This is a genomic window from Staphylococcus caseorum, from assembly GCF_049943195.1.
In the GTDB taxonomy this organism is placed as follows: Bacteria; Bacillota; Bacilli; order Staphylococcales; family Staphylococcaceae; genus Staphylococcus; species Staphylococcus equorum_A.
The window spans coordinates 468,455-494,355 of sequence record NZ_JBNFUA010000001.1 but is presented as its reverse complement, the minus strand read 5'-3'; the positions used below and the strand labels follow the sequence as shown (position 1 = coordinate 494,355).

General features: G+C 37.2%; 18 protein-coding genes, 29 tRNA genes and 3 rRNA genes. 3 read left to right on the top strand and 47 right to left on the bottom strand.

Annotation, left to right across the window (positions count from 1 at the left end; all coding sequences use genetic code 11):
• Positions 1-93 precede the first annotated feature (93 nt).
• The 3 genes from ACP3TL_RS02680 to ACP3TL_RS02670 form a co-directional block, all read right to left on the bottom strand.
• Positions 94-1,377: a dicarboxylate/amino acid:cation symporter gene (locus ACP3TL_RS02680; protein WP_046466326.1), complete on the bottom strand. Its 1,284-nt coding sequence runs from the start codon at positions 1,375-1,377 to the stop codon at positions 94-96.
• Positions 1,378-1,497: 120 nt separating this feature from the next.
• Positions 1,498-2,121, bottom strand: a complete 624-nt coding sequence (locus tag ACP3TL_RS02675) for a response regulator (protein WP_046466325.1) — start codon at positions 2,119-2,121, stop codon at positions 1,498-1,500.
• A 20-nt stretch (positions 2,122-2,141) separates the two neighbouring features.
• Positions 2,142-3,251: a GAF domain-containing sensor histidine kinase gene (locus ACP3TL_RS02670; protein WP_285325708.1), complete on the bottom strand. Its 1,110-nt coding sequence runs from the start codon at positions 3,249-3,251 to the stop codon at positions 2,142-2,144.
• Positions 3,252-3,447: 196 nt separating this feature from the next.
• Here ACP3TL_RS02670 and ACP3TL_RS02665 point away from each other — a divergent pair, with 196 nt between their 5' ends.
• Complete coding sequence (locus tag ACP3TL_RS02665; RefSeq protein WP_046466323.1) at positions 3,448-4,275, top strand: RluA family pseudouridine synthase; 828 nt, start codon at positions 3,448-3,450, stop codon at positions 4,273-4,275.
• Positions 4,276-4,343: 68 nt separating this feature from the next.
• Here ACP3TL_RS02665 and fumC read toward each other — a convergent pair whose 3' ends face one another.
• From fumC to ACP3TL_RS02445, 44 genes are all read right to left on the bottom strand, one after another.
• Entirely contained in the window at positions 4,344-5,729 is a 1,386-nt protein-coding gene (gene fumC / locus ACP3TL_RS02660; RefSeq protein ID WP_046466322.1) for a class II fumarate hydratase, read from the bottom strand.
• Positions 5,730-5,976: 247 nt separating this feature from the next.
• Positions 5,977-6,393, bottom strand: a complete 417-nt coding sequence (locus ACP3TL_RS02655) for a hypothetical protein (protein WP_046466321.1) — start codon at positions 6,391-6,393, stop codon at positions 5,977-5,979.
• 209 nt (positions 6,394-6,602) lie between these two features.
• Positions 6,603-6,782, bottom strand: coding sequence for an SAS053 family DNA gyrase inhibitor (locus ACP3TL_RS02650; RefSeq protein WP_046466320.1), 180 nt, complete (start codon positions 6,780-6,782; stop codon positions 6,603-6,605).
• A 23-nt stretch (positions 6,783-6,805) separates the two neighbouring features.
• The gene (locus ACP3TL_RS02645) at positions 6,806-7,405 is read right to left on the bottom strand and encodes a 6-phosphogluconolactonase (RefSeq protein WP_046466319.1); all 600 of its coding nucleotides are present in this window, start codon (positions 7,403-7,405) and stop codon (positions 6,806-6,808) included.
• Positions 7,406-7,589: 184 nt separating this feature from the next.
• Entirely contained in the window at positions 7,590-8,060 is a 471-nt protein-coding gene (gene trmL, locus ACP3TL_RS02640; protein WP_046466318.1) for a tRNA (uridine(34)/cytosine(34)/5-carboxymethylaminomethyluridine(34)-2'-O)-methyltransferase TrmL, read from the bottom strand.
• Position 8,061: 1 nt separating this feature from the next.
• Positions 8,062-9,192, bottom strand: coding sequence for a tRNA epoxyqueuosine(34) reductase QueG (gene queG, locus ACP3TL_RS02635; protein ID WP_285325709.1), 1,131 nt, complete (start codon positions 9,190-9,192; stop codon positions 8,062-8,064).
• Between the two features lie 180 nt (positions 9,193-9,372).
• The gene (locus ACP3TL_RS02630) at positions 9,373-10,095 is read right to left on the bottom strand and encodes an amino acid ABC transporter ATP-binding protein (RefSeq protein ID WP_002507231.1); all 723 of its coding nucleotides are present in this window, start codon (positions 10,093-10,095) and stop codon (positions 9,373-9,375) included.
• Positions 10,088-11,551: an ABC transporter substrate-binding protein/permease gene (locus ACP3TL_RS02625; RefSeq protein ID WP_046466316.1), complete on the bottom strand. Its 1,464-nt coding sequence runs from the start codon at positions 11,549-11,551 to the stop codon at positions 10,088-10,090. Before ACP3TL_RS02625 ends, ACP3TL_RS02630 begins: the two co-directional genes overlap by 8 nt.
• A 168-nt stretch (positions 11,552-11,719) precedes the next feature.
• Positions 11,720-12,802, bottom strand: a complete 1,083-nt coding sequence (locus ACP3TL_RS02620) for a PTS sugar transporter subunit IIC (RefSeq protein ID WP_046466315.1) — start codon at positions 12,800-12,802, stop codon at positions 11,720-11,722.
• 191 nt (positions 12,803-12,993) lie between these two features.
• Positions 12,994-13,079: transfer RNA gene (locus tag ACP3TL_RS02615), tRNA-Leu, on the bottom strand.
• A gap of 41 nt (positions 13,080-13,120) precedes the next feature.
• A tRNA-Gly gene (locus ACP3TL_RS02610) sits at positions 13,121-13,195 on the bottom strand.
• Positions 13,196-13,214: 19 nt separating this feature from the next.
• Positions 13,215-13,289, bottom strand: a tRNA-Gly gene (locus ACP3TL_RS02605).
• Positions 13,290-13,307: 18 nt separating this feature from the next.
• Positions 13,308-13,382 (bottom strand) — tRNA-Gly (locus tag ACP3TL_RS02600).
• A 19-nt stretch (positions 13,383-13,401) separates the two neighbouring features.
• Positions 13,402-13,476, bottom strand: a tRNA-Gly gene (locus tag ACP3TL_RS02595).
• 7 nt (positions 13,477-13,483) lie between these two features.
• Positions 13,484-13,557, bottom strand: a tRNA-Cys gene (locus tag ACP3TL_RS02590).
• Between the two features lie 8 nt (positions 13,558-13,565).
• A tRNA-Gln gene (locus ACP3TL_RS02585) sits at positions 13,566-13,637 on the bottom strand.
• Positions 13,638-13,648: 11 nt separating this feature from the next.
• Positions 13,649-13,721, bottom strand: a tRNA-His gene (locus ACP3TL_RS02580).
• A gap of 2 nt (positions 13,722-13,723) precedes the next feature.
• Positions 13,724-13,797 (bottom strand) — tRNA-Trp (locus ACP3TL_RS02575).
• Positions 13,798-13,814: 17 nt separating this feature from the next.
• Positions 13,815-13,898: transfer RNA gene (locus ACP3TL_RS02570), tRNA-Tyr, on the bottom strand.
• Between the two features lie 7 nt (positions 13,899-13,905).
• Positions 13,906-13,981 (bottom strand) — tRNA-Thr (locus ACP3TL_RS02565).
• 11 nt (positions 13,982-13,992) lie between these two features.
• A tRNA-Phe gene (locus ACP3TL_RS02560) sits at positions 13,993-14,065 on the bottom strand.
• 10 nt (positions 14,066-14,075) lie between these two features.
• Positions 14,076-14,151 (bottom strand) — tRNA-Asp (locus ACP3TL_RS02555).
• Between the two features lie 12 nt (positions 14,152-14,163).
• Positions 14,164-14,235: transfer RNA gene (locus ACP3TL_RS02550), tRNA-Met, on the bottom strand.
• Positions 14,236-14,248: 13 nt separating this feature from the next.
• Positions 14,249-14,341, bottom strand: a tRNA-Ser gene (locus tag ACP3TL_RS02545).
• Positions 14,342-14,385: 44 nt separating this feature from the next.
• Positions 14,386-14,478, bottom strand: a tRNA-Ser gene (locus tag ACP3TL_RS02540).
• A gap of 11 nt (positions 14,479-14,489) precedes the next feature.
• A tRNA-Ile gene (locus tag ACP3TL_RS02535) sits at positions 14,490-14,563 on the bottom strand.
• Between the two features lie 27 nt (positions 14,564-14,590).
• Positions 14,591-14,664 (bottom strand) — tRNA-Met (locus tag ACP3TL_RS02530).
• A 28-nt stretch (positions 14,665-14,692) separates the two neighbouring features.
• Positions 14,693-14,768 (bottom strand) — tRNA-Ala (locus ACP3TL_RS02525).
• Between the two features lie 17 nt (positions 14,769-14,785).
• Positions 14,786-14,859, bottom strand: a tRNA-Pro gene (locus ACP3TL_RS02520).
• Between the two features lie 8 nt (positions 14,860-14,867).
• A tRNA-Arg gene (locus ACP3TL_RS02515) sits at positions 14,868-14,941 on the bottom strand.
• 23 nt (positions 14,942-14,964) lie between these two features.
• Positions 14,965-15,050, bottom strand: a tRNA-Leu gene (locus tag ACP3TL_RS02510).
• Positions 15,051-15,057: 7 nt separating this feature from the next.
• Positions 15,058-15,132: transfer RNA gene (locus ACP3TL_RS02505), tRNA-Gly, on the bottom strand.
• Positions 15,133-15,135: 3 nt separating this feature from the next.
• Positions 15,136-15,217: transfer RNA gene (locus ACP3TL_RS02500), tRNA-Leu, on the bottom strand.
• Between the two features lie 13 nt (positions 15,218-15,230).
• A tRNA-Lys gene (locus tag ACP3TL_RS02495) sits at positions 15,231-15,306 on the bottom strand.
• 6 nt (positions 15,307-15,312) lie between these two features.
• Positions 15,313-15,388: transfer RNA gene (locus ACP3TL_RS02490), tRNA-Thr, on the bottom strand.
• A 14-nt stretch (positions 15,389-15,402) separates the two neighbouring features.
• Positions 15,403-15,478: transfer RNA gene (locus tag ACP3TL_RS02485), tRNA-Val, on the bottom strand.
• Between the two features lie 10 nt (positions 15,479-15,488).
• A 5S ribosomal RNA gene (rrf, locus tag ACP3TL_RS02480) occupies positions 15,489-15,603 on the bottom strand.
• A gap of 82 nt (positions 15,604-15,685) precedes the next feature.
• Positions 15,686-18,609, bottom strand: a 23S ribosomal RNA gene (locus tag ACP3TL_RS02475).
• A 197-nt stretch (positions 18,610-18,806) separates the two neighbouring features.
• Positions 18,807-18,882 (bottom strand) — tRNA-Ala (locus ACP3TL_RS02470).
• Positions 18,883-18,904: 22 nt separating this feature from the next.
• A tRNA-Ile gene (locus tag ACP3TL_RS02465) sits at positions 18,905-18,981 on the bottom strand.
• A gap of 104 nt (positions 18,982-19,085) precedes the next feature.
• A 16S ribosomal RNA gene (locus ACP3TL_RS02460) occupies positions 19,086-20,638 on the bottom strand.
• The 16S, 23S and 5S rRNA genes sit together here with 29 tRNA genes alongside, the layout of an rRNA operon.
• A 714-nt stretch (positions 20,639-21,352) precedes the next feature.
• Positions 21,353-21,811, bottom strand: a complete 459-nt coding sequence (perR, locus tag ACP3TL_RS02455) for a peroxide-responsive transcriptional repressor PerR (RefSeq protein WP_002512518.1) — start codon at positions 21,809-21,811, stop codon at positions 21,353-21,355.
• A gap of 95 nt (positions 21,812-21,906) precedes the next feature.
• On the bottom strand, positions 21,907-22,857 hold the full coding sequence (locus tag ACP3TL_RS02450) for a phosphoglycerate dehydrogenase (protein WP_046466220.1): 951 nt from the start codon (positions 22,855-22,857) through the stop codon (positions 21,907-21,909).
• Positions 22,858-22,863: 6 nt separating this feature from the next.
• Positions 22,864-23,319 carry a peroxiredoxin gene (locus ACP3TL_RS02445; protein WP_046466221.1) on the bottom strand — a complete coding sequence of 152 codons (456 nt, stop codon included), beginning with the start codon at positions 23,317-23,319 and terminating at the stop codon, positions 22,864-22,866.
• An 82-nt stretch (positions 23,320-23,401) separates the two neighbouring features.
• Here ACP3TL_RS02445 and ACP3TL_RS02440 point away from each other — a divergent pair, with 82 nt between their 5' ends.
• Positions 23,402-24,691 carry a glutamate-1-semialdehyde 2,1-aminomutase gene (locus ACP3TL_RS02440; RefSeq protein ID WP_277575911.1) on the top strand — a complete coding sequence of 430 codons (1,290 nt, stop codon included), beginning with the start codon at positions 23,402-23,404 and terminating at the stop codon, positions 24,689-24,691.
• Between the two features lie 75 nt (positions 24,692-24,766).
• A complete protein-coding gene (locus ACP3TL_RS02435; protein ID WP_046466223.1) occupies positions 24,767-25,861 on the top strand; it encodes an FUSC family protein in 1,095 nt (364 codons plus the stop codon).
• The last annotated feature ends 40 nt before the right edge of the window (positions 25,862-25,901 follow it).

Here is a 25,901-nt window from a genome sequence, read left to right as displayed (position 1 = left end):
TAATAGTTATACATATTTATAATTTGACATGCAAAAAGCCTCCCATTCAAACAATTGAATGGGAGGCTTTTTTATTAAAATATCATTAATTATTTATGCTTGAGCCTTTTTAGCATCTTTTCTGTCTGCTGCGTTTGAAATAATCAACGCACAAGCTGCGTCACCAGTAATATTTACAGATGTTCTTGTCATATCTAACAATCTATCTATACCTAAAATAATACCGATTGCTGCTGGGTCTAATCCAACTGCATTTAATACCATTGCTAACATAATTAAGCCAACACCTGGCACACCTGCAGTTCCAATGGATGCTACGACTGCAATCACTACTACTGTAATAAGTTGTCCAATTGAAAGATCCACACCTGAAATTTGAGCAATAAAGATTGTTGCTACCCCTTGCATAATTGCTGTACCATCCATATTGATTGTCGCACCTAAAGGTTGGACAAAGGATGCAATTTCAGGTCTCACTCCCATTTTCTTCGTACATCTTAGTGAAACTGGTAACGTTGCTGTTGAACTCGAAGCACTAAATCCAAGCGAAATCGCTGGGATAAATGCTTTGAAGAATTTCAACGGGCTTGTTTTTCCCATGAATTTAACTGCTGAACCGTATACCACGAAGAAATGAATTGCGAGTGCTAACAGTACAATAAAGAAGTACATACCTAATTGTTTAATAGCACCAAAACCTGCTCCTGTAAAGGCATGTGCAACTAAACCAAATGTACCAATTGGTGCAAAGACACTCATAATCATTGTCACGATATACATGAGTACTTCGTTCGTTTGTTCAAAAAACTTATGTACCATTTGTGCTTTGGAACCGACCATAATAAGACCGACCCCAATAAAAATAGCAAATGTAATAATTTGAAGCATATTTTCATCAGTCATTGATTGTAATGGATTCTTTGGAAATAAATTAATTAAAGTTTGATCGAACGATTGACTGGCTGCAGCGCTTTGCGAGCCCTCTTCTTTATCTAAAGTTTTTTGATAACTAGAAACATCTTCACTATTTAATAAATCAGATTTACCTTCGCCTGGATTAAATATCAATGCCAAAGCCATAGCAATTGTAATTGCTAAAGCTGTAGTTGCTAAAAAGAATGTAATTGTTTTTAAACCTATACCACCTAGTAGTTTCGGGTCCCCAACCCCTACTACCCCTAAAACGATTGATACAAATACTACTGGTACTACTAACATAAATATTAAATTTAAGAAAATTTGTCCAATAACATTAAACACATATTTATCAACATTAACTACAAATGCAGATTGTGCAAACATATTAAAAATTGAACCAATGGCAATACCTAATATTAATGCTATGACAATCTTCATTGAAAGGTTTTTTGTCTTCATTGCATTATCCCCCTATTGTTTATTACTCTGTATTATATCGTAATATTATATAATTAAAAGTAAAATTTGAAAATAATTATAAAAAAATGAATCCGCTTCCAATACTATGCCTTCGCTATCTTAAATGAGATTGTTTTGCATCGCATATATCGCTGCTTGTGTGCGATCAGTTACTTGAAGTTTGTTGAAAATATGACTGACATGTGTTTTTATAGTTTTCTCAGAAACAAACAATGTTTCTGCAATTTCTTTATTTGTTTTACCTTTAGCCATCTCTGCTAATACTTCTGATTCACGCTTTGATAATTTATTAGTAAAATGTGGCTTTTTACTCACCGCTTCGATGACACTTTGCGCTTGAGGATGTATCGTTTTCTCACCTGAAAGTACTTTCTTAATTGTTTTTATTAATTGGTCTGGTTCTACATCTTTCATCTCGTATCCATCTGCACCCTTATCAATAGCGGAAATTACATGTTCATCGTCCACATAACTTGTAAGGACTAATATTTTCACTTCTGGATACGCCTTTTTCATTCTTTCTGTAATTTCAATACCATTCATTTCAGGCATAACTAAATCTAACAATACAATATCAGGTAATTCATTTGTTTCTAAATATTCAAAGAAAGATTTACCGTCTGAAAACCCTCCTATAACATCTATATCGTCAACAGTGGATAGTAGGAATTCTAATCCTTGTCTTACGATATGATGATCATCTACGAGTATAATTCGATGCATGTTAAACTTCCTTTCAAAAACTATAATGGAACTGCTATATAAATTGTAGTGCCTTTATTTTGAGTTGAATCTATTTCTAATTTACCATTAATCAATTTTGTACGTTGTCTCATATTACTTAAACCATGAGTGTCTGGTGGATTGGATTTATTAATATTAAAACCTTTGCCTTGATCTACTATATCAATAGTTAGATAACCATCTTTTTGAATCAACGATAAATCTATTTGTGTTGTACCACCATGTTTTTTTGTATTATTCATTGCTTCTTGTATAATACGATAAATATTTTCTTCAATTATACTTGGTAAATTGATCAGACCATCTACTTTAACAGTTAATTCAAGTTGTAAAAGCGTACTGTACTTTTTCAGTGCGTTAACTAAACCTTGTTCTAGTCCAACTGGCTTTAATTGCCAAATCAAAGCTCGCATCTCGTTAACAGCTTGTTGACTTGTTTGTTCTATCACTTGAAAAGCCTTGCGCGATACTTCTTCATTAGTAATTCCTTCAGCTGCATGGGCTGTTAATTTTACAGAAAAAAGCATTTGATTCACTGAATCATGTAAGTCCCTTGCTAAGCGATTTCGTTCACTTATACGAGCTGCTTCTTTTTCTTGATCTGTTAGCCAAATACGTTTGATTGCAGAGCCAATTTGAAACGCTACAGACTCAAGCATTTCTAAATCTTCTTCACTATAATGCGTTGTATGTGGTGTAGCAACATTTAATAGTCCGAATTGTTCATCCCCTGACCTTAGCGGTACAGTTGCATGATGCGTGACACCATCTGTTTCATCATGATATGCACGGTTTGCAAGGTTGATACGCGAACAATTAATGATATTAGATGCTTTGGTCAATTTCTTATTTTGATAAGCTTGAGCACACCAACACGTGCCTTCACACATATATTTACAATTTTGTTTGGCTAATGCGCCTGGTAAATCTATATGAGATACAAGCTCATGTTGACCTGAATCATCAATAAAGAAAATCCAGCCTGTTGTAAACTCGCTTCCTTGAATTAAAGACTTCAATGCACCTTGCATCATACTATATGTTTCTGTTTCTACATTTAAAAATTCTGCAATTTCTTTTAATAAAGCAAGTCTAGTCGGTTTTTCCATTTAACCAGTCCATTCTTTTATACAATATTACTTTACATACATTATACAGGCTCATAAACTAATTGAAAAATACAGTTTCGATTAACCTTTAAAATGATTTAATTAACAATAAAATAAATTTCATAGAATTACTATGTCTAATATTTTTAACACGTTGTTTATGGTATGATTATATATGATAATCAAGGAGGATACTATGAAATTTGAAATCCCTATTAAATATAATCAATTAACATTGAGAGAAATTTTTCAACAATTGCACTTACCTAAAAAAGACTTACATAATTTAAATATGTCTAAGTTAATTACAATTAACGATGAACCAGCAACATTAATGTCTAAAGTAAATACTGGTGACGTAGCTTATATTCCTACACCAGAAGAAGTAAGCAACTATTTACCAAGTTATCGCTATGCTCAAATTTATTACGAAGATGACGATATCGCTGTTGTGATGAAGCCAAAAGGCGTTAAAACACACCCGAATGATTTAAAAGAAAGTAATACACTAATGAATCATGTTATCTATACAGTCAAAAGTGATTACGTTGAGCCAATACATCGTTTAGACCAAGAAACGGTTGGTTTATTGATTGTTGCTAAAAATCCATTAATGAAAAAAATTCTAGATCGTATGCTAGAAGAAAATGAAATTGACCGTATTTATAAAGCAAATGTGCACAGTTTATTACCTATCAAACCACAAACGATTGATATGCCAATTGGCAAAGATAAATTCCACTCTAATAAACGTAGAGTGTCACCTACTGGACAAACTGCAATTACACATATCATTAATTCTAAAATGATTAAAGAAGATGTAAGTGAAGTAGATTTAAAATTAGATACAGGTAGAACCCATCAAATTCGCGTTCACTTAGCTGAAATTGGTCATCCAGTAATTGGTGATCCATTATATGGTAATTCAACATTAAGACAGCTTCAATTAAATAGTTATAAAATTGAATTTATCCATCCACTTACGCAAGAAACGATTTCAGTAAGTATGGACGATGAAGTTTAAATCATATTAATATAATACAAAAAAGCCAACGCGTTCTATTTAAAGAAGCGTTGGCTTTTTAATATCTTTTATTTTGGTTCAACCATATCTTCAGGTTTAATCCATTGTTCGAATTGCTCTTCAGTCACATGACCTGATTGTATTGCAGATTCTTTTAATGTAAGACCTTCACGGTGTGCTTTTTTAGCAATACTTGCAGCATTTTCATATCCAATATGTGGATTTAAAGCAGTCACTAGCATTAATGATTGGTTTAAATAATTATCTATATTTTCATGAATTGGCTCAATACCAACTGCACAATTATCATTAAATGTTTGCATGCCATCTGCTAATAAGTAAATTGATTGCAACGTGTTATGCAAGATGACAGGTTTATATACGTTAAGTTCAAAGTTACCTTGAGAACTTCCAATACCGACTGCTGTATCGTTACCCATAACTTGTACCGCTACCATTGTTAACATTTCACATTGTGTCGGATTCACTTTCCCAGGCATTATAGATGAACCAGGTTCGTTTTCAGGAATAGATAATTCAGCAAGTCCTGCGCGTGGGCCTGATGCTAGCCATCTTATATCATTAGCAATTTTCATTAAGTCAGTTGCTAATGCTTTTAAACTACCATGTAATTGAACCACTTCGTCGTGTGCTGTTAATGCATGGAATTTATTTTCAGATGAAACAAATGCATAACCTGTATTTTTCGAAATGAATTTAGCTACTTTATCGCCAAATTCAGGATGCGCATTAATACCTGTACCTACAGCTGTACCACCAATCGCTAAATTTAAGATGTGTGCTTTTGATTCACCTAATAAAGTTTCACATTTATCAAGCATGAAACGCCACCCACTAATTTCTTGTCCTAAACGAATAGGCGTTGCATCTTGTAAGTGCGTACGGCCAATTTTTATAATATCGTTAAATTGTTCTTCTTTTTCTTTAAAAGTATCACGTAACGCTTTTAAAGCTGGTTCAAGTTTTGTTTCTACTTCATTGTATAATGCCACATGCATTGCTGTTGGGAAAGTATCATTTGAACTTTGTGATTTATTAACGTCATCATTAGGATGTATCGTTTCATCACTGCCTTGTGATTTTAAATATTCATTAGCTACATAGCTCACAACTTCGTTTACGTTCATATTACTTTGTGTGCCACTACCTGTTTGCCAAACCACTAATGGGAAATGTTCATCTAGCTCTTTATTAATGACACGGTCACAAGCATAAACAATGGCATCTTTTTTAGCGTCCGATAGTTTTCCTAATTCATTGTTAGCTAATGCTGCTCCTCTTTTTAACTGAGCAAATCCGTAAACAACTTCAATTGGCATTTGTTCTTTGCCTACTGGAAAGTTACGTTTACTTCTTTCTGTTTGAGCACCCCAATATTTTTCTGCAGGTACTTCAATTTCACCGAATGTATCATGTTCAATTCTAACTGACATTTCAAATACTCCCCTTCATTATTCGTTATTCAGCTTTAGTATAGCATTAATTATTTTAAAGGGGCAATCGTATTATAGAGCGTTTACATATTATTTTATTTTAAACTGAATTTATGAGTTATTATTTTACCTTATTAATTAGAACCCTTCACTTTTCTAAAAAAAAAATACCGTCAAAATCATTAAGATTTTACGGCATTTTATATAAACTATACTTTTTTTAAAAATCATCTAGTAACTATACAATTTAGCTTTCTTTAGTAATGTTTATTTTGTTGAATTGTACTTTTGCTGTTTGTATTACACCTACAGCTGTTAATATGAGTAGAATCGCACCGATAACCATAGTAACAGGACTAATCGTAACTAATGTACCTAAAAACCCAGTTAAACTACTATAAAAATCTCCTAATGGTTTAAACAACAATACAGTTATTACAATACAACATATCACACTTATAATAATTCCAGTTTGGTTACCTTTAACGAACGTTGAAGCATTAACTTGATCAACAAGCCCACGCGATAAATTTATCTGCAATTTTATAACTTTAAATAACACGGGTAAGTAAAGTGCACCAATCGCCATAGGAAAACCCTTAATAGAAATTAAATTAACAATGACAGCACTAATCATAATGTATTTCCAATACTTACTTAACATATGTATAAGTCTCCTTAAATCCAATAATGATTTAATAATAACACATTCACTTTTAACTTGGCATTTCTTTTTAAATTGAAAATAATTTATCACAGTATTTGACTATCAAAACAAATTAATTTTAATTTTTTCAAAGTCTCATTTGCTATTAATAGACATAAAAATAGCCCTTTGTGAATAAAAAAATTCCCCAAAGAGCTATCTCAATACTAATCATTTAAATCTGAACGAACTTCTGGATCATGAGATTTATCTAACTTATCCTCATCATTTTCCTCGGAAATTTGTTCCATTTCCTTACCAAGTCCTACTACATCTTCGTAGTCACTGACCATTTCATTTTCAGGCGCATCATTTTGTAAATGTTTATTATCTTTTTTGTTTGTCATACCTACCACCTCACATTTTTATATTAAGCAAAACGTGCTGTGAAATAATGTCTTACATCTTCAGGTAATCCTTCTGCTGCCGCTTCATCTAAAACCACATTCACCATACGATGCGCTTTTAAATCAGCAGGTTCAAAGCTTGTTTTACCATTTTCTTCGTATAATTTGTGAACAACTTCTTTTTTGTCAGCGCCAGTGATAATTAAAATAACTTCACGTGCTGAAAATAGACCTTGTTTTACACTTACGTTCAATTTACCATTAGTATCAATTGATAGTACTTGTGTAATCAATTTACCTTTATTTTCTTTTGTTTTAATTTTATCACCAATAAATGATTCAGTGTCTTCATTAAATGAAACACTATAAATTTGACCTTCAGGCACACCTAAAGCTTCAAAATAAGATTTGTTATCATCATAATCTAAAATGTTAATTTGACTAAAGTCTACAGGGTGATTATCTACATTTTTCTTTAATTCATCTAATACTGGTGAATTATCATTAGAAAGGTGTACACCTGCAATAGTTGTCGGATTGTTGTTAAATTGTTTTCTTAATATATCTGCAGCATATTCAGCTACAATTTTTTCGTTTTCTAAAACTTTAAAGTTCATTGCCATAGTAATTACACTCCTCTTTTTTATTAAGACGCGTTCTAGCATTATTTTTATTAATACCCTTGATGTAATGGAGATAAACCACAACATTACTAATGTATCAATTTGATTAATTAAATGCTAAGTTATAAGACTTATCTCTATTATACAAATCTATCACATTATTTTCATTCATTTAGCGCATTTATTAATGTAATTCTGGAAAACTTTGTTGTCTTAATGCTTCGTAAATGAGCAATGATGCTGTATTAGATAAGTTTAATGATCTAATATTATCATTCATTGGGATACGTAACGCCGTTTCTTGATATGTCTCTTTCACCCAGTCAGGTAATCCAGTCGTTTCACGTCCGAAAATAAAGAAGTGATCGTGAGTAGTATCAGTAAAATCAAAATCTGAATATGTTTTCTTACCAAATTTAGTTAATAAATAATAAGTACCCTCTGTTGCTTCAAAAAAGTCTTCAATACTTTCATGATAAGTGATATTAACAGTTTCCCAATAATCTAATCCAGCACGCTTTAGCATCTTATCATCTGTACTGAAACCAAGTGGCTTAATTAAGTGTAAATGTGTATATGTGCCTGCACATGTTCTTGCAATACTGCCTGTATTACCAGGTATCTGTGGTTGAAATAGTACTATGTGGTTTGTCATTCTATTTTTCGCTCCTCGTTTCAAGTCCTTTTAACATTTCAATTTGAACCTCTTCTAGTTCATTTTCATAATGTTGTTCAATAAATGGTCTAGCAGCCTCGCCTTGAATTTGTCCTATCGCCCAATATGCTGTAGCTCTAATCATAGGTCTTGGATCATCTAACGCAACATCTTGTAATTCAGGTATTGCTGTTTCTTCTTTAAAATGTGCCAAAGCAATAATTGCATTACGTTGAATCGGTTTCTTACCTCTCCATGCCCCTGCTAAATGACCATAAGTATTTTTAAATTCTTTATTGCTCATTTTTAATAAAGGCACGAGCCTTGGTTTTAAAATTTCAGGTTCTAATTCTATATCGTCATGCTGTGTATTAATCCCTTTATTTTTCGGGCATACTTGTTGACAGGTATCACATCCATAAAGACGATTGCCAATTTTATAACGATATTCATCTTCTAGATAACCCTTCGTCTGAGTTAAAAAGCTAATACATTTCTGACTATTTAACTGTCCATCTCCAACGAGTGCTCCTGTTGGACAACGATCGACACAAATCGTACAATCGACACAGCTATCGATTAACGGATCATCAGGCGCAAAAGGTATACTAACTAGCATCTCTCCTAAATACGTCCATGTACCAAGGTCAGGATTGATGACAAAGCCATTTCTTCCTACAAACCCAAGTCCGGCACGTTCTGCTACAGCACGATCAGACAATGCGCCAGTATCTACCATTGATTTAATTTCAACGTCTTCTACTCTAGATTCTAAATACTCACCCAATTTATCTAACCGTTTCCTCATAATACTATGATAATCTTGCCCCCAAGAAGCTCTAGCAAACATGCCTCTTCTGTCTCCACGGACACTTTTAGGCGCGCCTTTTAATTTATTTGGATAGCCAACGCCTATTGCAATAATAGATCTTGCTGTTGGCAAATTTAATTTCGGTTCTGTTCTTAATTCTATATCAGATTCTTCAAAACCAGATGCATACCCTTTTGCATGATAATCCACTAACTTTTGCTTCATTTCATCGAAAGGATCAGCTGTCGTAAAACCAATACTATCAATACCAATTGAATGGGCATAGTCTATAACATCTTGTTTTAATTGGTTTAAATCCATTTTCTTACACCCCACCTTAAAAACATACATTGTACAGTTTAACACATTCGTATGGCTTTGGCGTATTAGCTATATTACTTTTATTATAATTTAAATATAAAAAAATAAAAGACCAAATCGATAACATAAGATTGATTTTAAACAATCCTATTTTACCAACTTAGTCTTATTTTTAAATAATTATAAAACTCTTGATAAAAAGTTTTTCGTTCTTTCATGTTGTTGGTGGTCAAAGACTTCTTCTGGTGTCCCAGACTCGACGATGACACCATCAGCCATAAATACTACTTTATCACTTACATCTCTAGCAAAGTGCATTTCATGGGTTACAACTACCATTGTCATACCCTCTTTAGCTAGATCTTTCATAACTTTCAATACGTCCCCTACAACCTCTGGATCTAGAGCTGATGTAGGTTCATCAAACAATAGAACTTCAGGGTTCATTGCTAATGCTCTAGCAATTGCTACCCTTTGCTTTTGACCGCCAGATAATTGTGCTGGATATGCATCAGATTTATCCTCTAGACCCACTTTTTCTAATAACAACTGGGCCTCTTTTTTCAAGTCATTTTGATTTCCTTTTTTTAATAAACTAGGAGCTAAAATAACGTTATCTATTACTTTTTTATGCGGAAATAAATTGAAATTTTGAAATACCATCCCCATTTGTTGACGCAATTTTTCTAATTCTGTATCTTTACTCGTTAAATTATTATCTTTAAATATAACTTCACCACTTGTTGGTGTCTCTAGTAGATTCATGCAACGCAGTAAGGTACTTTTCCCACTACCTGAAGGACCTATGATAGCTACAACTTCGCCTTGGTTTACAGTAAAATCAATGCCTTTTAACACTTCATTTTTACCAAATGACTTGTATAAATTTTTAATATTAATCACTAACTTTCAATCTCCCTTCAAAGAAATACATAATTCTAGATAATGTAAATGTGAGAATAAAATACAGTATAGCTGCTATGATCAATGGTGTGAACGGATCAAATGAAGCACCTTGAACAACTTGCGCATTAAACATAATTTCACTAACACCGATTACAGATACTATAGAAGATTCTTTAATCACTGTTACAAACTCATTACCTAAAGCAGGCAAAATATTTTTAATCGCTTGTGGTAATACAACTGATTTCATAGTTTGACCATAAGATAATCCTAAACTACGTGCAGCTTCAGTTTGTCCTTTGTCTACTGCATTTATACCGGCTCTAATAATTTCAGCAATATATGCAGAACAGTTAATTACAAGCGCGATCATACCACAAATTAATGCGGAGATATTTAAACCTAATACTGCAGTTGTGCCGAAATAAACTAAAAATACTTGCACGAGCAATGGCGTGCCCCTTAAGAATTCAATATAAGCCGAAGCTAACCATCTTAAAACTCTAACTTTACTTAGTTTTAATAATGCAATAAATGCGCCAAACACTGCCCCTAGCACTACTCCCACAATTGAAATGAGTATCGTATTTTTAATACCTTTTATAAAGAAGTTTCCATATTTAGTAAAGAAATTTCCTTCATCCTTTTTCATCGCTTCTGCAGCTGATGCTTTATAATCTGCTAGTAAACCTTTATCTTCAACATCTTTAATAGTAGCATTAAGTCTTTCCATTAATTCAGGGGAATTTTTAGGTACTGCAATTGCTGTTTGTTTCGTCCCTTCATTAAATTGCACGTCATCTGCAAATGCTAAATCTTCATTTTGTTTCAAGTAAGCTTCTGCAACTGGTCCTTCAATAACCATCCCGTTTATTTTGCCACTCTTCAATGACATGATTACTTCAGGCACTCTCGTTAAAGATTGTATTTGTGCATTTTCAATTTCTGTTTGTGCAATTTTTTCTTGTTGTGTTTGTTTTTGTACACCAATTTTTTGATTAGCAAAATCATCTATATTTTGAAATCTATCTGCTTCAGACTTTTTAACGATCATTTTTTGTTCAACCGTCATATATGGATTTGAGAAATCCACCTCTTTCTCACGTTCAGGTGTTGGTGTCATTCCTGAAATGATTAAATCGATTTTCCCAGTTTTAATTGCTCCTAACAAACTATCAAACTGCATATTAACAATTTTTAGCTTTACATCATTGTCCTTTGCAATTTTCTTTGCCAAATCAATATCAATACCGGCATATTCAGATTTACCATTCACATTATGTTCAAACTCATAAGGTGCATAATCTGCAGATAAACCCACTCTCAATTCTCCACGTTCTTTAATTTTATCCCATTGGTCTTCTTCTGCTGCCTGAGCATCAGGATTTATGTATGTAATTATGGCGCTAATAAATATAATAAAGACCATAAATAGTTTAATAATGTGTTTCATCTTGGTTAGCCCCTCTCTATATAATTAATTATTATACATAATAACGTAATATTATTCAATAACTTTTTATATAAAAGCTATGTATAAGAGAGGCTTTTTTCTAAAAATTACAAAATATGCATTATTTATGTATAAAAAAAGACCTAATAAATATTAGGTCTCTTAAGATTACTGCTTAGGAATTTCAAAACTGTATATTTCATCAGTATATCTACCAATGAATTTTTTACATAACTCATGAACAAAAAATGCTGCAACAAAAGGAATAATGAAATAACCAAAAATTAACAATATGATATTCATTGTTGGATCTCCAGACATACGGTTAAAGGCATTAATTGGTCCTACAAGTCCTGTATAACCAAAACCAGCTGACATCGGTGTACCTTCAATCCCAATAAAGTAAGCAATCAAGCCACCTATAATACCATTAATTGTTAAAGGTATCGCGATAATTAAATGTCTGAAATAGACAGGTATCATCATCTTAGCTGCACCAATAATTAATACTAAATTCACACCAGCACCATTAACTCTGATTGATCCAAATAAGAATGTAACACAAGCTGCAACAATTCCCATATTGGCTGCACCACTACCTAGTCCAGATAGGCTAATTGCTGTTGCAATAGCTACAACCGATATTGGCGTTACCATCAGCAACGAATAAGTCACACATATTAACACTGACATCAATAATGGATTGAGTTCAGTAAATGAATGCACTATATGGCCTAAACCTTTTGTAACATTAGATACATAGCCTAATGTATATAGACCAATAATTCCACTTACCACAGGAATAATAACTGGTAACAAGATCATTTCTAATGAACCTAATTTATTTTGTAATATTAAGTATAAAAAGCAAGCAATAATTACAACTAAAATAGTATTAATAATATCACCAATACCATTTAGTATAAATCCATCAGGAGTAATTTTAACAGCTCCACTACCTAACATAGCAGAAACACCTATCATCGTAGCGCCTGCACCATTAAATTTAAATTGATGCGCAGCTAATACACCTATAATAAAAGCCATAAATGATTGAATCATAACTACTAATTGATATATTGTTTCTAATAACTCATTACCTTCTTTAAAAAACTTTAATAGTTCACCTAATAATGCATTAGGTATTAACGCAATAACTACCCCTGCACCAACAGCTTGTAAGATATTACCAAAAAATTGCTTTCCATTTGGTTTAGTTGTTTTAGTTTTGGTTGTTTTAGTTTTAACCATTGAATTTTCCTCCAAATATAACATTAGACTAATAATATTATACTTTACCAAAAACTACAATATTTACTTTGATTATATTAATATTGCATACATGGTTTTATAAAGTGATATTGAGCAATTAAGTTTAAACATAAAAAAAGCAACCTCATCTTATGAGATTGCTTAACATGTACATCTAAGTACGTTATATATACCGGCGGTCGGGATCGAACCGACACTCCAAATCAATGGAACGGGATTTTGAGTCCCGCGCGTCTGCCAATTCCGCCACGCCGGCCCAATTAAATAAATAAAAAACTCCCTGTATGGAAGTATCGATGGAGCGGAAGATAGGACTTACACCTATACCTCATTCCGGGAAGGAACGTGTTCTAAAAGTTGAACTACTCCCGCATGCAAATAATATTAAATATGGAGCGGAAGATAGGACTTACACCTATACCTCGTTCCGGGAAGGAACGTGTTCTAAGAATTGAACTACTCCCGCATGGGATATAAATAAATATGGAGCGGAAGATAGGATTTACACCTATACCTCGTTCCGGGAAGGAACGTGTTCTAAAAGTTGAACTACTCCCGCATGCAAATAATATTAAATATGGAGCGGAAGATAGGACTTACACCTATACCTCGTTCCGGGAAGGAACGTGTTCTAAGAATTGAACTACTCCCGCATATTGATGGAGGCGGCAACCGGATTTGAACCGGTGATAGAGGTTTTGCAGACCTCTGCCTTACCACTTGGCTATGCCGCCAATAAAAACTGGGCTAGCTGGATTCGAACCAACGAGTGACGGAGTCAAAGTCCGTTGCCTTACCGCTTGGCTATAGCCCAAAAATACAAAGGGCGGATGGTGGGGATCGAACCCACGAGTGTCGGAACCACAATCCGATGTGTTAACCACTTCACCACAACCGCCATGGCAGGGGCAGTAGGAATCGAACCCACATCAAAGGTTTTGGAGACCTGTATTCTACCGTTGAAATATGCCCCTATTAAATTAAAGTTATATGGTGGAGGGGGGCAGATTCGAACTGCCGAACCCGAAGGAGCGGATTTACAGTCCGCCGCGTTTAGCCACTTCGCTACCCCTCCCGAAAGATGGTGCCGGCCAGAGGACTTGAACCCCCAACCTACTGATTACAAGTCAGTTGCTCTACCAGTTGAGCTAGGCCGGCTTGCATTAAAATGATTCAGGACAGAGTCGAACTGCCGACACATGGAGCTTCAATCCATTGCTCTACCAACTGAGCTACTGAACCATAACAATAATGGCGGTCCCGATGGGATTCGAACCCACGATCTCCTGCGTGACAGGCAGGCGTGTTAACCGCTACACTACGGGACCTAAAATAAAAAATTGCGGGAGGCGGATTTGAACCACCGACCTTCGGGTTATGAGCCCGACGAGCTACCGCTGCTCCATCCCGCGGTAATAATATTAATGGCGGAGGAAGAGGGATTCGAACCCCCGCGGGCCGTTAAGCCCCTGTCGGTTTTCAAGACCGATCCCTTCAGCCGGGCTTGGGTATTCCTCCAAAAAAATATTAGGTAAATAAATTATATTCAATTATTATAAAAATGGCGGAGGAAGAGGGATTCGAACCCCCGCGAGCCGTTAAGCTCCTGTCGGTTTTCAAGACCGATCCCTTCAGCCGAACTTGGGTATTCCTCCAAAAAATTATATGGACCTTGCAGGATTCGAACCTGCGACCGAACGGTTATGAGCCGTTAGCTCTAACCAACTGAGCTAAAGGTCCTAAATATAATTTACAACTAATAATTAGTGGCGGTGGAGGGGATCGAACCCCCGACCTCACGGGTATGAACCGTACGCTCTAGCCAGCTGAGCTACGCCGCCGTTGTAATTTAGATTGCATTTAAATATATGGTGGAGACTAGCGGGATCGAACCGCTGACCTCCTGCGTGCAAAGCAGGCGCTCTCCCATCTGAGCTAAGCCCCCATATTATTTTAAGGATATCGGGAAGACAGGATTCGAACCTGCGACCCCTTGGTCCCAAACCAAGTGCTCTACCAAGCTGAGCTACTTCCCGTAAAATAGTGCGCCCGACAGGGGTCGAACCTGTAACCTCTTGATTCGTAGTCAAGTACTCTATCCAGTTGAGCTACGGGCGCATAATTCTATTTTCATGGGATAATGCCGAGAACCGGAATCGAACCGGTACGGTGATCTCTCACCGCAGGATTTTAAGTCCTGTGCGTCTGCCAGTTCCGCCACCCCGGCAAAATAATGGAGCAGAAGACGGGATTCGAACCCGCGACCCCGACCTTGGCAAGGTCGTATTCTACCGCTGAACTACTTCTGCATATGCGGGTGAAGGGAGTCGAACCCCCACGCCGTGAGGCGCTAGATCCTAAGTCTAGTGCGTCTGCCAGTTCCGCCACACCCGCGATATTAAAATAATGGTGAGCCATAGTGGGCTCGAACCACTGACCCTCTGATTAAAAGTCAGATGCTCTACCAACTGAGCTAATGGCTCAAAACATGGTGCCGGCCAGAGGACTTGAACCCCCAACCTACTGATTACAAGTCAGTTGCTCTACCAGTTGAGCTAGGCCGGCTATTAAAAAATAAATGGTGGAGGATGACGGGTTCGAACCGCCGACCCTCTGCTTGTAAGGCAGATGCTCTCCCAGCTGAGCTAATCCTCCGTATAAAATTGCCTGGCAACGTCCTACTCTTGCGGAACGTAAGTCCGACTACCATCGGCGCTAAGGAGCTTAACTACTGTGTTCGGCATGGGAACAGGTGTGACCTCCTTGCCATTGTCACCAGACAATGAACTGTATAAAAAATTATACATTCAAAACTAGATAGTAAGTAAAATTTGATAATGCCAAACAAAACACTTTTTAAATTTGATTAAGTCTTCGATCGATTAGTATTCGTCAGCTCCACATATCGCTATGCTTCCACCTCGAACCTATTAACCTCATCATCTTTGAGGGATCTTATAACCGAAGTTGGGAAATCTCATCTTGAGGGGGGCTTCATGCTTAGATGCTTTCAGCACTTATCCCGTCCATACATAGCTACCCAGCGATGCCGTTGGCACGACAACTGGTACACCAGAGGTATGTCCATCCCGGTCCTCTCGTACTAAGGACAGCTCCTCTCAAATTTCCTGCGCCCACGACGGATAGGGACCGAACTGTCTCACGACGTTCTGAACCCAGCTCGCGTACCGCTTTAATGGGCGAACAGCCCAACCCTTGGGACCGACTACAGCCCCAGGATGCGATGAGCCGACATCGAGGTGCCAAACCTCCCCGTCGATGTGAACTCTTGGGGGAGATAAGCCTGTTATCCCCGGGGTAGCTTTTATCCGTTGAGCGATGGCCCTTCCATGCGGAACCACCGGATCACTAAGTCCGTCTTTCGACCCTGCTCGACTTGTAAGTCTCGCAGTCAAGCTTCCTTATGCCTTTACACTCTATGAATGATTTCCAACCATTCTGAGGAAACCTTTGAGCGCCTCCGTTACTCTTTAGGAGGCGACCGCCCCAGTCAAACTGTCCATCTGACACTGTCTCCCACCATGATAAATGGTGCGGGTTAGAAATCCAACACAGCAAGGGTAGTATCCCACCAACGCCTCGACGTAAGCTGGCGCTCACGTTTCAAAGGCTCCTACCTATCCTGTACAAGTTGTACCGAATTTCAATATCAGACTACAGTAAAGCTCCACGGGGTCTTTCCGTCCTGTCGCGGGTAACCTGCATCTTCACAGGTACTATGATTTCACCGAGTCTCTCGTTGAGACAGTGCCCAAATCGTTACGCCTTTCGTGCGGGTCGGAACTTACCCGACAAGGAATTTCGCTACCTTAGGACCGTTATAGTTACGGCCGCCGTTTACTGGGGCTTCGATTCGTAGCTTCGCCGAAGCTAACCACTCCTCTTAACCTTCCAGCACCGGGCAGGCGTCAGCCCCTATACATCACCTTACGGTTTAGCAGAGACCTGTGTTTTTGATAAACAGTCGCTTGGGCCTATTCACTGCGGCTCTCCTGGGCGTTAACCCTAAAGAGCACCCCTTCTCCCGAAGTTACGGGGTCATTTTGCCGAGTTCCTTAACGAGAGTTCGCTCGCTCACCTTAGAATTCTCATCTTGACTACCTGTGTCGGTTTGCGGTACGGGCACCAAAATTCTAGCTAGAGGCTTTTCTTGGCAGTGTGAAATCAACGACTCGAGGAAACAATTTCCTCTCCCCATCACAACTTGACCTTAAGAGTGCCGGATTTGCCTAACACTCAGTCTCATTGCTTGGACGTACAATCCAATAGTACGCTTCGCCTATCCTACTGCGTCCCCCCATCGCTTAAAACGAAATTTGGTGGTACAGGAATATCAACCTGTTATCCATCGCCTACGCCTATCGGCCTCAGCTTAGGACCCGACTAACCCAGAGCGGACGAGCCTTCCTCTGGAAACCTTAGTCAATCGGTGGACGGGATTCTCACCCGTCTTTCGCTACTCACACCGGCATTCTCACTTCTAAGCGCTCCACATGTCCTTGCGATCATGCTTCAACGCCCTTAGAACGCTCTCCTACCACTGTCCTTACGGACAATCCACAGCTTCGGTAATATGTTTAGCCCCGGTACATTTTCGGCGCAGTGTCACTCGACTAGTGAGCTATTACGCACTCTTTAAATGATGGCTGCTTCTAAGCCAACATACTAGTTGTCTGGGCAACGCCACATCCTTTTCCACTTAACATATATTTTGGGACCTTAGCTGGTGGTCTGGGCTGTTTCCCTTTCGAACACGGACCTTATCACCCGCGTTCTAACTCCTAAGATAAAATTGATTGGCATTCGGAGTTTGTCTGAATTCGGTAACCCGATAAGGGCCCCTCGTCCAAACAGTGCTCTACCTCCAATAATCATTACTTAAGGCTAGCCCTAAAGCTATTTCGGAGAGAACCAGCTATCTCCAGGTTCGATTGGAATTTCTCCGCTACCCACAACTCATCCGCTCACTTTTCAACGTAAGTCGGTTCGGCCCTCCATTCAGTGTTACCTGAACTTCAGCCTGGTCATGGGTAGATCACCTGGTTTCGGGTCTACGACCAAATACTCAACGCCCTATTCAGACTCGCTTTCGCTACGGCTCCACATTAACTGCTTAACCTTGCATCAAATCGTAACTCGCCGGTTCATTCTACAAAAGGCACGCCATCACCCATTAACGGGCTCTGACTACTTGTAAGCACACGGTTTCAAGTTCTATTTCACTCCCCTTCCGGGGTACTTTTCACCTTTCCCTCACGGTACTGGTTCACTATCGGTCACTAGAGAGTATTTAGCCTTGGGAGATGGTCCTCCCGGATTCCGACGGAATTTCTCGTGTTCCGTCGTACTCAGGATCCACTCAAGAGTGAACAAACTTTCGACTACAGGATTATTACCTTCTTTGATTCATCTTTCCAGATGATTCGTCTAATTTGTTCTTTTGTAACTCCGTATAGAGTGTCCTACAACCCCAACAAGCAAGCTCGTTGGTTTGGGCTCTTCCCGTTTCGCTCGCCGCTACTCAGGGAATCGATTTTTCTTTCTCTTCCTGCGGGTACTAAGATGTTTCAGTTCCCCGCGTCTGCCTTCAGATATGCTATGTATTCACATATCGATAACACGACATAACTCGTGTTGGGTTTCCCCATTCGGAAATCTCTGGATCAAAGCTTACTTACAGCTCCCCAAAGCATATCGTCGTTAGTAACGTCCTTCGTAGGCTTCTAGTGCCAAGGCATCCACCGTGCGCCCTTAATAACTTAATCTTTTCGACCTTCAACACGAAAAAAATCGGTTGAAAACCTAAAATGTTATTAATCTGTGAGTGTTCTTTCGAACACTAGCGATTATTTCTATTTTTTGAATTCAAGCTTTTTAAAACTCTAATTCACTCGGTTTTGCTTGGTAAAATCATAAATTTTACTTACATATCTAGTTTTCAATGTACAAATTAAATTCTTTATGGTGGAGACTAGCGGGATCGAACCGCTGACCTCCTGCGTGCAAAGCAGGCGCTCTCCCATCTGAGCTAAGCCCCCATAGTGCTTATAAAATTCTAAATGGTGGGCCTAAGTGGACTCGAACCACCGACCTCACGCTTATCAGGCGTGCGCTCTAACCAGCTGAGCTATAGGCCCATTTCGATGTTGAATACTCGTAATGAGCATTCAAAACTGAATGCAATATGTCAATGTCATTCCTCTTCATCTTCTCAAGGAAGATGTTCCGAATATATCCTTAGAAAGGAGGTGATCCAGCCGCACCTTCCGATACGGCTACCTTGTTACGACTTCACCCCAATCATTTGTCCCACCTTCGACGGCTAGCTCCATAAATGGTTACTCCACCGGCTTCGGGTGTTACAAACTCTCGTGGTGTGACGGGCGGTGTGTACAAGACCCGGGAACGTATTCACCGTAGCATGCTGATCTACGATTACTAGCGATTCCAGCTTCATGTAGTCGAGTTGCAGACTACAATCCGAACTGAGAACAACTTTATGGGATTTGCATGACCTCGCGGTTTAGCTGCCCTTTGTATTGTCCATTGTAGCACGTGTGTAGCCCAAATCATAAGGGGCATGATGATTTGACGTCATCCCCACCTTCCTCCGGTTTGTCACCGGCAGTCAACCTAGAGTGCCCAACTAAATGCTGGCAACTAAGTTTAAGGGTTGCGCTCGTTGCGGGACTTAACCCAACATCTCACGACACGAGCTGACGACAACCATGCACCACCTGTCACTTTGTCCCCCGAAGGGGAAGGCTCTATCTCTAGAGTTTTCAAAGGATGTCAAGATTTGGTAAGGTTCTTCGCGTTGCTTCGAATTAAACCACATGCTCCACCGCTTGTGCGGGTCCCCGTCAATTCCTTTGAGTTTCAACCTTGCGGTCGTACTCCCCAGGCGGAGTGCTTAATGCGTTAGCTGCAGCACTAAGGGGCGGAAACCCCCTAACACTTAGCACTCATCGTTTACGGCGTGGACTACCAGGGTATCTAATCCTGTTTGATCCCCACGCTTTCGCACATCAGCGTCAGTTACAGACCAGAAAGTCGCCTTCGCCACTGGTGTTCCTCCATATCTCTGCGCATTTCACCGCTACACATGGAATTCCACTTTCCTCTTCTGTACTCAAGTTTCCCAGTTTCCAATGACCCTCCACGGTTGAGCCGTGGGCTTTCACATCAGACTTAAGAAACCGCCTACGCGCGCTTTACGCCCAATAATTCCGGATAACGCTTGCCACCTACGTATTACCGCGGCTGCTGGCACGTAGTTAGCCGTGGCTTTCTGATTAGGTACCGTCAAGATGCGCACAGTTACTTACGCATTTGTTCTTCCCTAATAACAGAGTTTTACGATCCGAAAACCTTCATCACTCACGCGGCGTTGCTCCGTCAGACTTTCGTCCATTGCGGAAGATTCCCTACTGCTGCCTCCCGTAGGAGTCTGGACCGTGTCTCAGTTCCAGTGTGGCCGATCACCCTCTCAGGTCGGCTACGTATCGTTGCCTTGGTAAGCCGTTACCTTACCAACTAGCTAATACGGCGCGGGTCCATCTATAAGTGATAGCAAAACCATCTTTTACTTTAGAACCATGCGGTTCCAAATGTTATCCGGCATTAGCTCCGGTTTCCCGAAGTTATTCCAGTCTTATAGGTAGGTTACCCACGTGTTACTCACCCGTCCGCCGCTAACTTCAAAGGAGCAAGCTCCTTATCCGTTCGCTCGACTTGCATGTATTAGGCACGCCGCCAGCGTTCATCCTGAGCCAGGATCAAACTCTCCATAAATGAATTATGATGTTTGATTAGCTCATAAAATACTAATTTGTGTGTTATCTCTAACACGTTTGAACCAACAATTTAATGTTGCGTTCGGAATTAACGTTGACATATTGCAATTCAGTTTTCAATGTTCATTACTGCGTTAATGCGTTACAAGAAATAATTATAACATTAAGTTTTTGTTAAGTCAATAATAAATTTCTTTTTTTATTTATTAAGTTTGTTGCGTTTTTTAACTCAACATTTAATATTGTATATCCTTTCAACTAATTTAACAAGTGTCAAATTTACACTTTGTAAAAACTTCGTTGAATCGGTTGTTTTGCTACGTGTCTTGTTTCGACGACTTTTTTATAATATCAAGTTTATTCACAACCGTCAATAATTTCCAGCAATCTTTTTAGTTAAATTTTACCTTTGTGATGTCTATTTATTGTTTTTATGTATTAAACGTTTGTTTAGTGTAAATATATCGGCATATTTCTTAACTTAATGAGGTTGTCTTACTTTCTATTATATATAGTAGGAACTAGGATGCTTATCAATCAGAAAAGCCGCCACTATCACATATACTCAACTTTTCTACTCTAGTATCATTCAACTTATTCAATATAAAGAAGTAAGAGCAAAGAAAAAGGAAAACTCATTTGTTTTAAAAATGAGTTTTCCCTTTTCTTATATCATTAGTATTTCAAGATATTAGATAATGTTTTCTTTCTTCTATTGACTGTTTCTTTTATCTTGGCAGTCTTTGCATAACCCATATATTTCCATACGGTGATGCGTTACATTAAAGTCTGTTACGTGCTGCGCTAATTGTTCTACTTCATCAAGTTGTGGATAATGGAAATCCACTATTTTTCCACAATTATCACAGATAACGTGATAATGATTATGTGTACTGAAGTCAAAACGGCTCGAAGAATCTCCGTATGGTAATTCTTTTACTATACCAATATCTTTAAAGACACGTAAATTATTATATATTGTAGCAACACTTATATTTGGAAAATCAGGTGAAAGTGCTTGATAAATCTCATCGGCTGTAGGATGTGTCTCTGAAGCAATTAAAAATTTCAATATTGCTTGTCGTTGAGGCGTTATTCTAATACCGTTATTTCTTAAAGACGCAATTGAATGTTCTAGTTGATGTTCAACTGTTTCCATCTCTGCACTCATTTCACTCACCATCTTTCTATTTAAGAATAATTATTACTTAATATAAATATAACTGTTTGATGTGTGAAATGTCAATCTTCATTACTTAAAAGTCTTTAATAGCCTTGTTTAGGATCTACTTCATTCTCAATTAAATCTTCCTTATTGAGAAAATGGTTAAGATTTTTAATGAATATATCCGTAACCTCGCTCATATTTTCTTTGCCATTACCTGTGATATGAGCAGTAATAGTAATATTTTCTAATGAATATAGTTCATTACTTGGATTTAAAGGCTCTTTTTCGAACACGTCTATATATGCGTGTCTAATTTGCTTTTCTTTTAAAGCTTCAATTAACACACTCTCCTCAACAATTGTCCCTCTACCTACATTTATAAACAATGCTGTTTCATTCATTAACTCAAAATGCGCTTTCGTTATGAGATGTATAGTCTGCTCAGTTTCAGGTAGTGTGTTAACAATTATGTCCGCTTCGGTTAAAGCATTAGAAAGTTCATTTAATGCAAAGGTCTTACTAAACCCCTCTACTGAATGACCATTTGTATTGATACCAATAATTTTCATGTTCATTGCATTTGCAATATTAGCCGTATATTGAGCGATACTTCCTGTACCTAGAAATAGAATCGTTTCCCCACTCACTCTTGAGCCCGTAAGTTTTGAATCATAATATCTATTTTGTTGATTAATATAGGAAGTTCTCATTTTTTTATAGTCATCTAGTATATAAGCTATAATAAATTCTGACATTTGCTTTGCATGTATACCTTTACCATTTGTAAGTAATATATTTTGTTTATCAATATAATCTAAAGGTAAACTATTCACACCTGTTGAATACCATGCCATCCATTTAAGTTTAGGACAATTTTCTAAAAACGATTGATTAAGTTTACCATCATAACCGAATATTATATCTAAATCTTTTTTATCTTGTTCTTCTATTTCAGAGACACCCTTTGTAAATACAAAATCGACAGTAGGATAAGCTTCTATTAATTTAGATTCTAAATCTCCCATTCTTTTTAAACTGACAGCTTTCATCTATGTTCACCCCAAGATTCCTTTTAGTTCATCCATTTGTGTTTTAACTTTAACTTTTTCAATTACATCTATTATAATACCATCTTCATCAATAACAAATGTAGTTCTTACGATACCCATCGATTCTTTACCAAATGATTTCTTCAATTGATAGACACCCACTTTTTCTGACAGCTCATAATTCTCGTCCACTAATAAATCAAAATTTAGATCTAGTTTTTGGCTGAAATTTTCGTGTTTCTTTTTAGTATCTCCACTAATACCATACACTTTGGTATTTAAATCATTAAAGATTGCTAAATTATCTCTAAAATCACATGCTTCAGTAGTACATGTAGGTGTATTATCTCTTGGATAAAAGTAAAGTACAGCTTTACTTCCTTTTATAGATTCATTAGAAATAACCTCCCCTTTTTGATTTTCTAGTTTAAATGATGGAAATTGATCGCCTTTTCTTAACATTTAACTCACCCTATTCCTTTTTATTCTTAATTTTATGATACGATAATAGACGAAATTATTAAATTAAAAGAGGTTGATATGTATGAAATTTACTGAAAGTGAAAAACTTCAAAAATTATCTGATGAGTATATTCTAGGGGGAGTCAATTCACCTTCTCGCTCATATAAGGCAGTTGGCGGTGGCGCACCAGTTATGATGCGCTCTGGTCAGGGCGCATATTTGTTTGATGTAGATGGAAACAAGTACATTGATTATTTACAAGCTTATGGTCCTATTATTACTGGTCATGCACATCCACATATTACTAAAGCAATTCAAGAACAGGCTGCCCAAGGTGTATTATATGGTACGCCTACAGAACTAGAAATTGAATTTGCTAAAAAATTACGTGAAGCTATGCCTTCATTAGAAAAGATTAGGTTTGTTAATTCGGGTACAGAATCAGTTATGACTACAATCCGTGTCGCCCGTGCTTATACTAAAAGAACTAAAATCATCAAATTTGCTGGTCAGTATCACGGTCACTCTGATTTAGTTTTAGTTGCTGCTGGTAGTGGGCCTTCTCAATTAGGTTCACCTGATTCTGCTGGTGTTCCTGAAAGTGTCGCTCAAGAAGTCATCACAGTTCCTTTCAACGATATTGGTGCTTATAAGGAAGCTATTGACTATTGGGGAGAAGATATTGCTGCCGTATTAGTAGAACCTATTGTCGGTAATTTTGGCATGGTTAAACCTAAACCTGGTTTCTTAGAACAAGTAAACGAACTTACCCATAATAATGGAAGCTTAGTTATATATGATGAAGTCATTACAGCATTCCGTTTCCATTACGGTGGTGCACAAGATCTTTATAATGTATATCCTGATTTAACAGCCTTCGGTAAAATTGTTGGTGGTGGTTTACCTATAGGGGGATATGGAGGAAAGCAAGATATTATGGAACAAGTAGCACCTTTAGGTCCTGCATACCAAGCTGGTACTATGGCAGGCAACCCACTATCCATGAAAGCTGGCATTGCACTTCTAGAAGTATTAGAGCAAGATGGCGTTTATGAAAAATTAGATGCATTAGGTAAACGTTTAGAGGATGGTTTGCTTTCATTAATTAAAAAACATAATATTACTGCTACAGTAAATAGAGTATATGGTGCCCTAACATTATATTTTACAGATGAAACAGTAGAAAATTATGCTCAGGCTGAAAATACTGATGGAGACGCATTTGCTAAATTCTTTAAATTAATGCTAAACCAAGGTATTAATCTTGCGCCTTCTAAATTTGAAGCTTGGTTTTTAACTACTGAACATACAGACGAAGACATTGATGCAACATTAAAAGCGGTAGATTATGCATTTAGTCAAATGGTATAAACTTGAATTTTACACCCAATCGTTGTATAACAAGTATAAACATTATTTTATTAAATATATTAAGGAGCGGTACATTTGAAATTAGGAGCCCGTATTCTCAAAACAGGTATCGCAATTATACTTGCTTTGTTTATCGCTTCTCTATTACCTGATGAAGCTGGTTTAAAAGCCATTGCTGCAGTCAGTGCTGTCATTGCAATGCAACCAAGTGTTTTTCGTTCAATAAAAACAATTGGGGAACGAGCAATAGGTAACCTTGTTGGTGCTGTTTTAGCAGTAGTGATGGTTACAATATTTGGAAATAATATTGTAATCATGGGTGTTACAGTAATTTTATTAATTGCAATCCTGTTTCGTTTCAAATTGGAACATGTTGCTACGCTAGCAAGTATAACTGCTTTAATTATTATGGGACAACATACTGGTAACTTTTATGTTTCTGCCTTTTATAGATTTATACTTGTTATGGTTGGTGTGCTTAGTTCTTCAGCAGTAAACCTTTTATTTCTACCACCTAAATTTGAATCTAAAATATACTATAATTCATTAAATATCTGTTCTGATATTTTTGTATGGTTTAAATTAGTTTTAAATGACACCTCTGAGTATCATCATATTAAAGAAGATAGAGGGTTAATTGTTACCCGTATTGATAAACTCGAAGAAACTTTGGGTTATTATTCAGAAGAAAAACCATGGACTAAAAAGCAACTGTATGCACAAAATAGGAAAAAAATTCTTTTTAAAGAATTAGTCCGTAGTACTCGGCGAGCGTATGAAGTTTTGAGAAAAATGAATCGTTATCAAAATGACCTTCATAATTTAAATAACGAATTACTTTTGCAGATTAAATTAGAGATTGACACATTGATTGCATATCACGAACAAATCTTCATCAGTCTTTCAAAAAAGGCACGGTATGATGTAGATCAACTTGATAGTCAGATTTCAAACCCACAGAAAAAAGATTTGATGGATGCATTTCAAAAAGAAATCATTCAAAATCCTTATCAATCAATGTACTCATATACTAATATTATGCAAATTATTTCAGCAATCGAAGAATATCGTTATATTTTAGAACATTTAGATAGACTGCGTATTAGTTTCTTCACGTACCATCGAAATGATAATGAAATTGATATACTAGAAGAAGACTTCGATTTATAAATAAAATACCCTTTGAGCTTAATTTTCATCTGCTCAAAGG

Excerpts from the sequence above, each read along its gene's own strand:
- ACP3TL_RS02680 (WP_046466326.1), bottom strand. The coding sequence starts at position 1,377 with ATGAAGACAAAAAACCTTTCAATGAAGATTGTCATAGCATTAATATTA.
- ACP3TL_RS02675 (WP_046466325.1), bottom strand. The coding sequence starts at position 2,121 with ATGCATCGAATTATACTCGTAGATGATCATCATATCGTAAGACAAGGA.
- ACP3TL_RS02670 (WP_285325708.1), bottom strand. The coding sequence starts at position 3,251 with ATGGAAAAACCGACTAGACTTGCTTTATTAAAAGAAATTGCAGAATTT.
- ACP3TL_RS02665 (WP_046466323.1), top strand. The coding sequence starts at position 3,448 with ATGAAATTTGAAATCCCTATTAAATATAATCAATTAACATTGAGAGAA.
- fumC (WP_046466322.1), bottom strand. The coding sequence starts at position 5,729 with ATGTCAGTTAGAATTGAACATGATACATTCGGTGAAATTGAAGTACCT.
- ACP3TL_RS02655 (WP_046466321.1), bottom strand. The coding sequence starts at position 6,393 with ATGTTAAGTAAGTATTGGAAATACATTATGATTAGTGCTGTCATTGTT.
- ACP3TL_RS02650 (WP_046466320.1), bottom strand. The coding sequence starts at position 6,782 with ATGACAAACAAAAAAGATAATAAACATTTACAAAATGATGCGCCTGAA.
- ACP3TL_RS02645 (WP_046466319.1), bottom strand. The coding sequence starts at position 7,405 with ATGGCAATGAACTTTAAAGTTTTAGAAAACGAAAAAATTGTAGCTGAA.
- trmL (WP_046466318.1), bottom strand. The coding sequence starts at position 8,060 with ATGACAAACCACATAGTACTATTTCAACCACAGATACCTGGTAATACA.
- queG (WP_285325709.1), bottom strand. The coding sequence starts at position 9,192 with ATGGATTTAAACCAATTAAAACAAGATGTTATAGACTATGCCCATTCA.
- ACP3TL_RS02625 (WP_046466316.1), bottom strand. The coding sequence starts at position 11,551 with ATGAAACACATTATTAAACTATTTATGGTCTTTATTATATTTATTAGC.
- ACP3TL_RS02620 (WP_046466315.1), bottom strand. The coding sequence starts at position 12,802 with ATGGTTAAAACTAAAACAACCAAAACTAAAACAACTAAACCAAATGGA.
- perR (WP_002512518.1), bottom strand. The coding sequence starts at position 21,811 with ATGAGTGCAGAGATGGAAACAGTTGAACATCAACTAGAACATTCAATT.
- ACP3TL_RS02450 (WP_046466220.1), bottom strand. The coding sequence starts at position 22,857 with ATGAAAGCTGTCAGTTTAAAAAGAATGGGAGATTTAGAATCTAAATTA.
- ACP3TL_RS02445 (WP_046466221.1), bottom strand. The coding sequence starts at position 23,319 with ATGTTAAGAAAAGGCGATCAATTTCCATCATTTAAACTAGAAAATCAA.
- ACP3TL_RS02440 (WP_277575911.1), top strand. The coding sequence starts at position 23,402 with ATGAAATTTACTGAAAGTGAAAAACTTCAAAAATTATCTGATGAGTAT.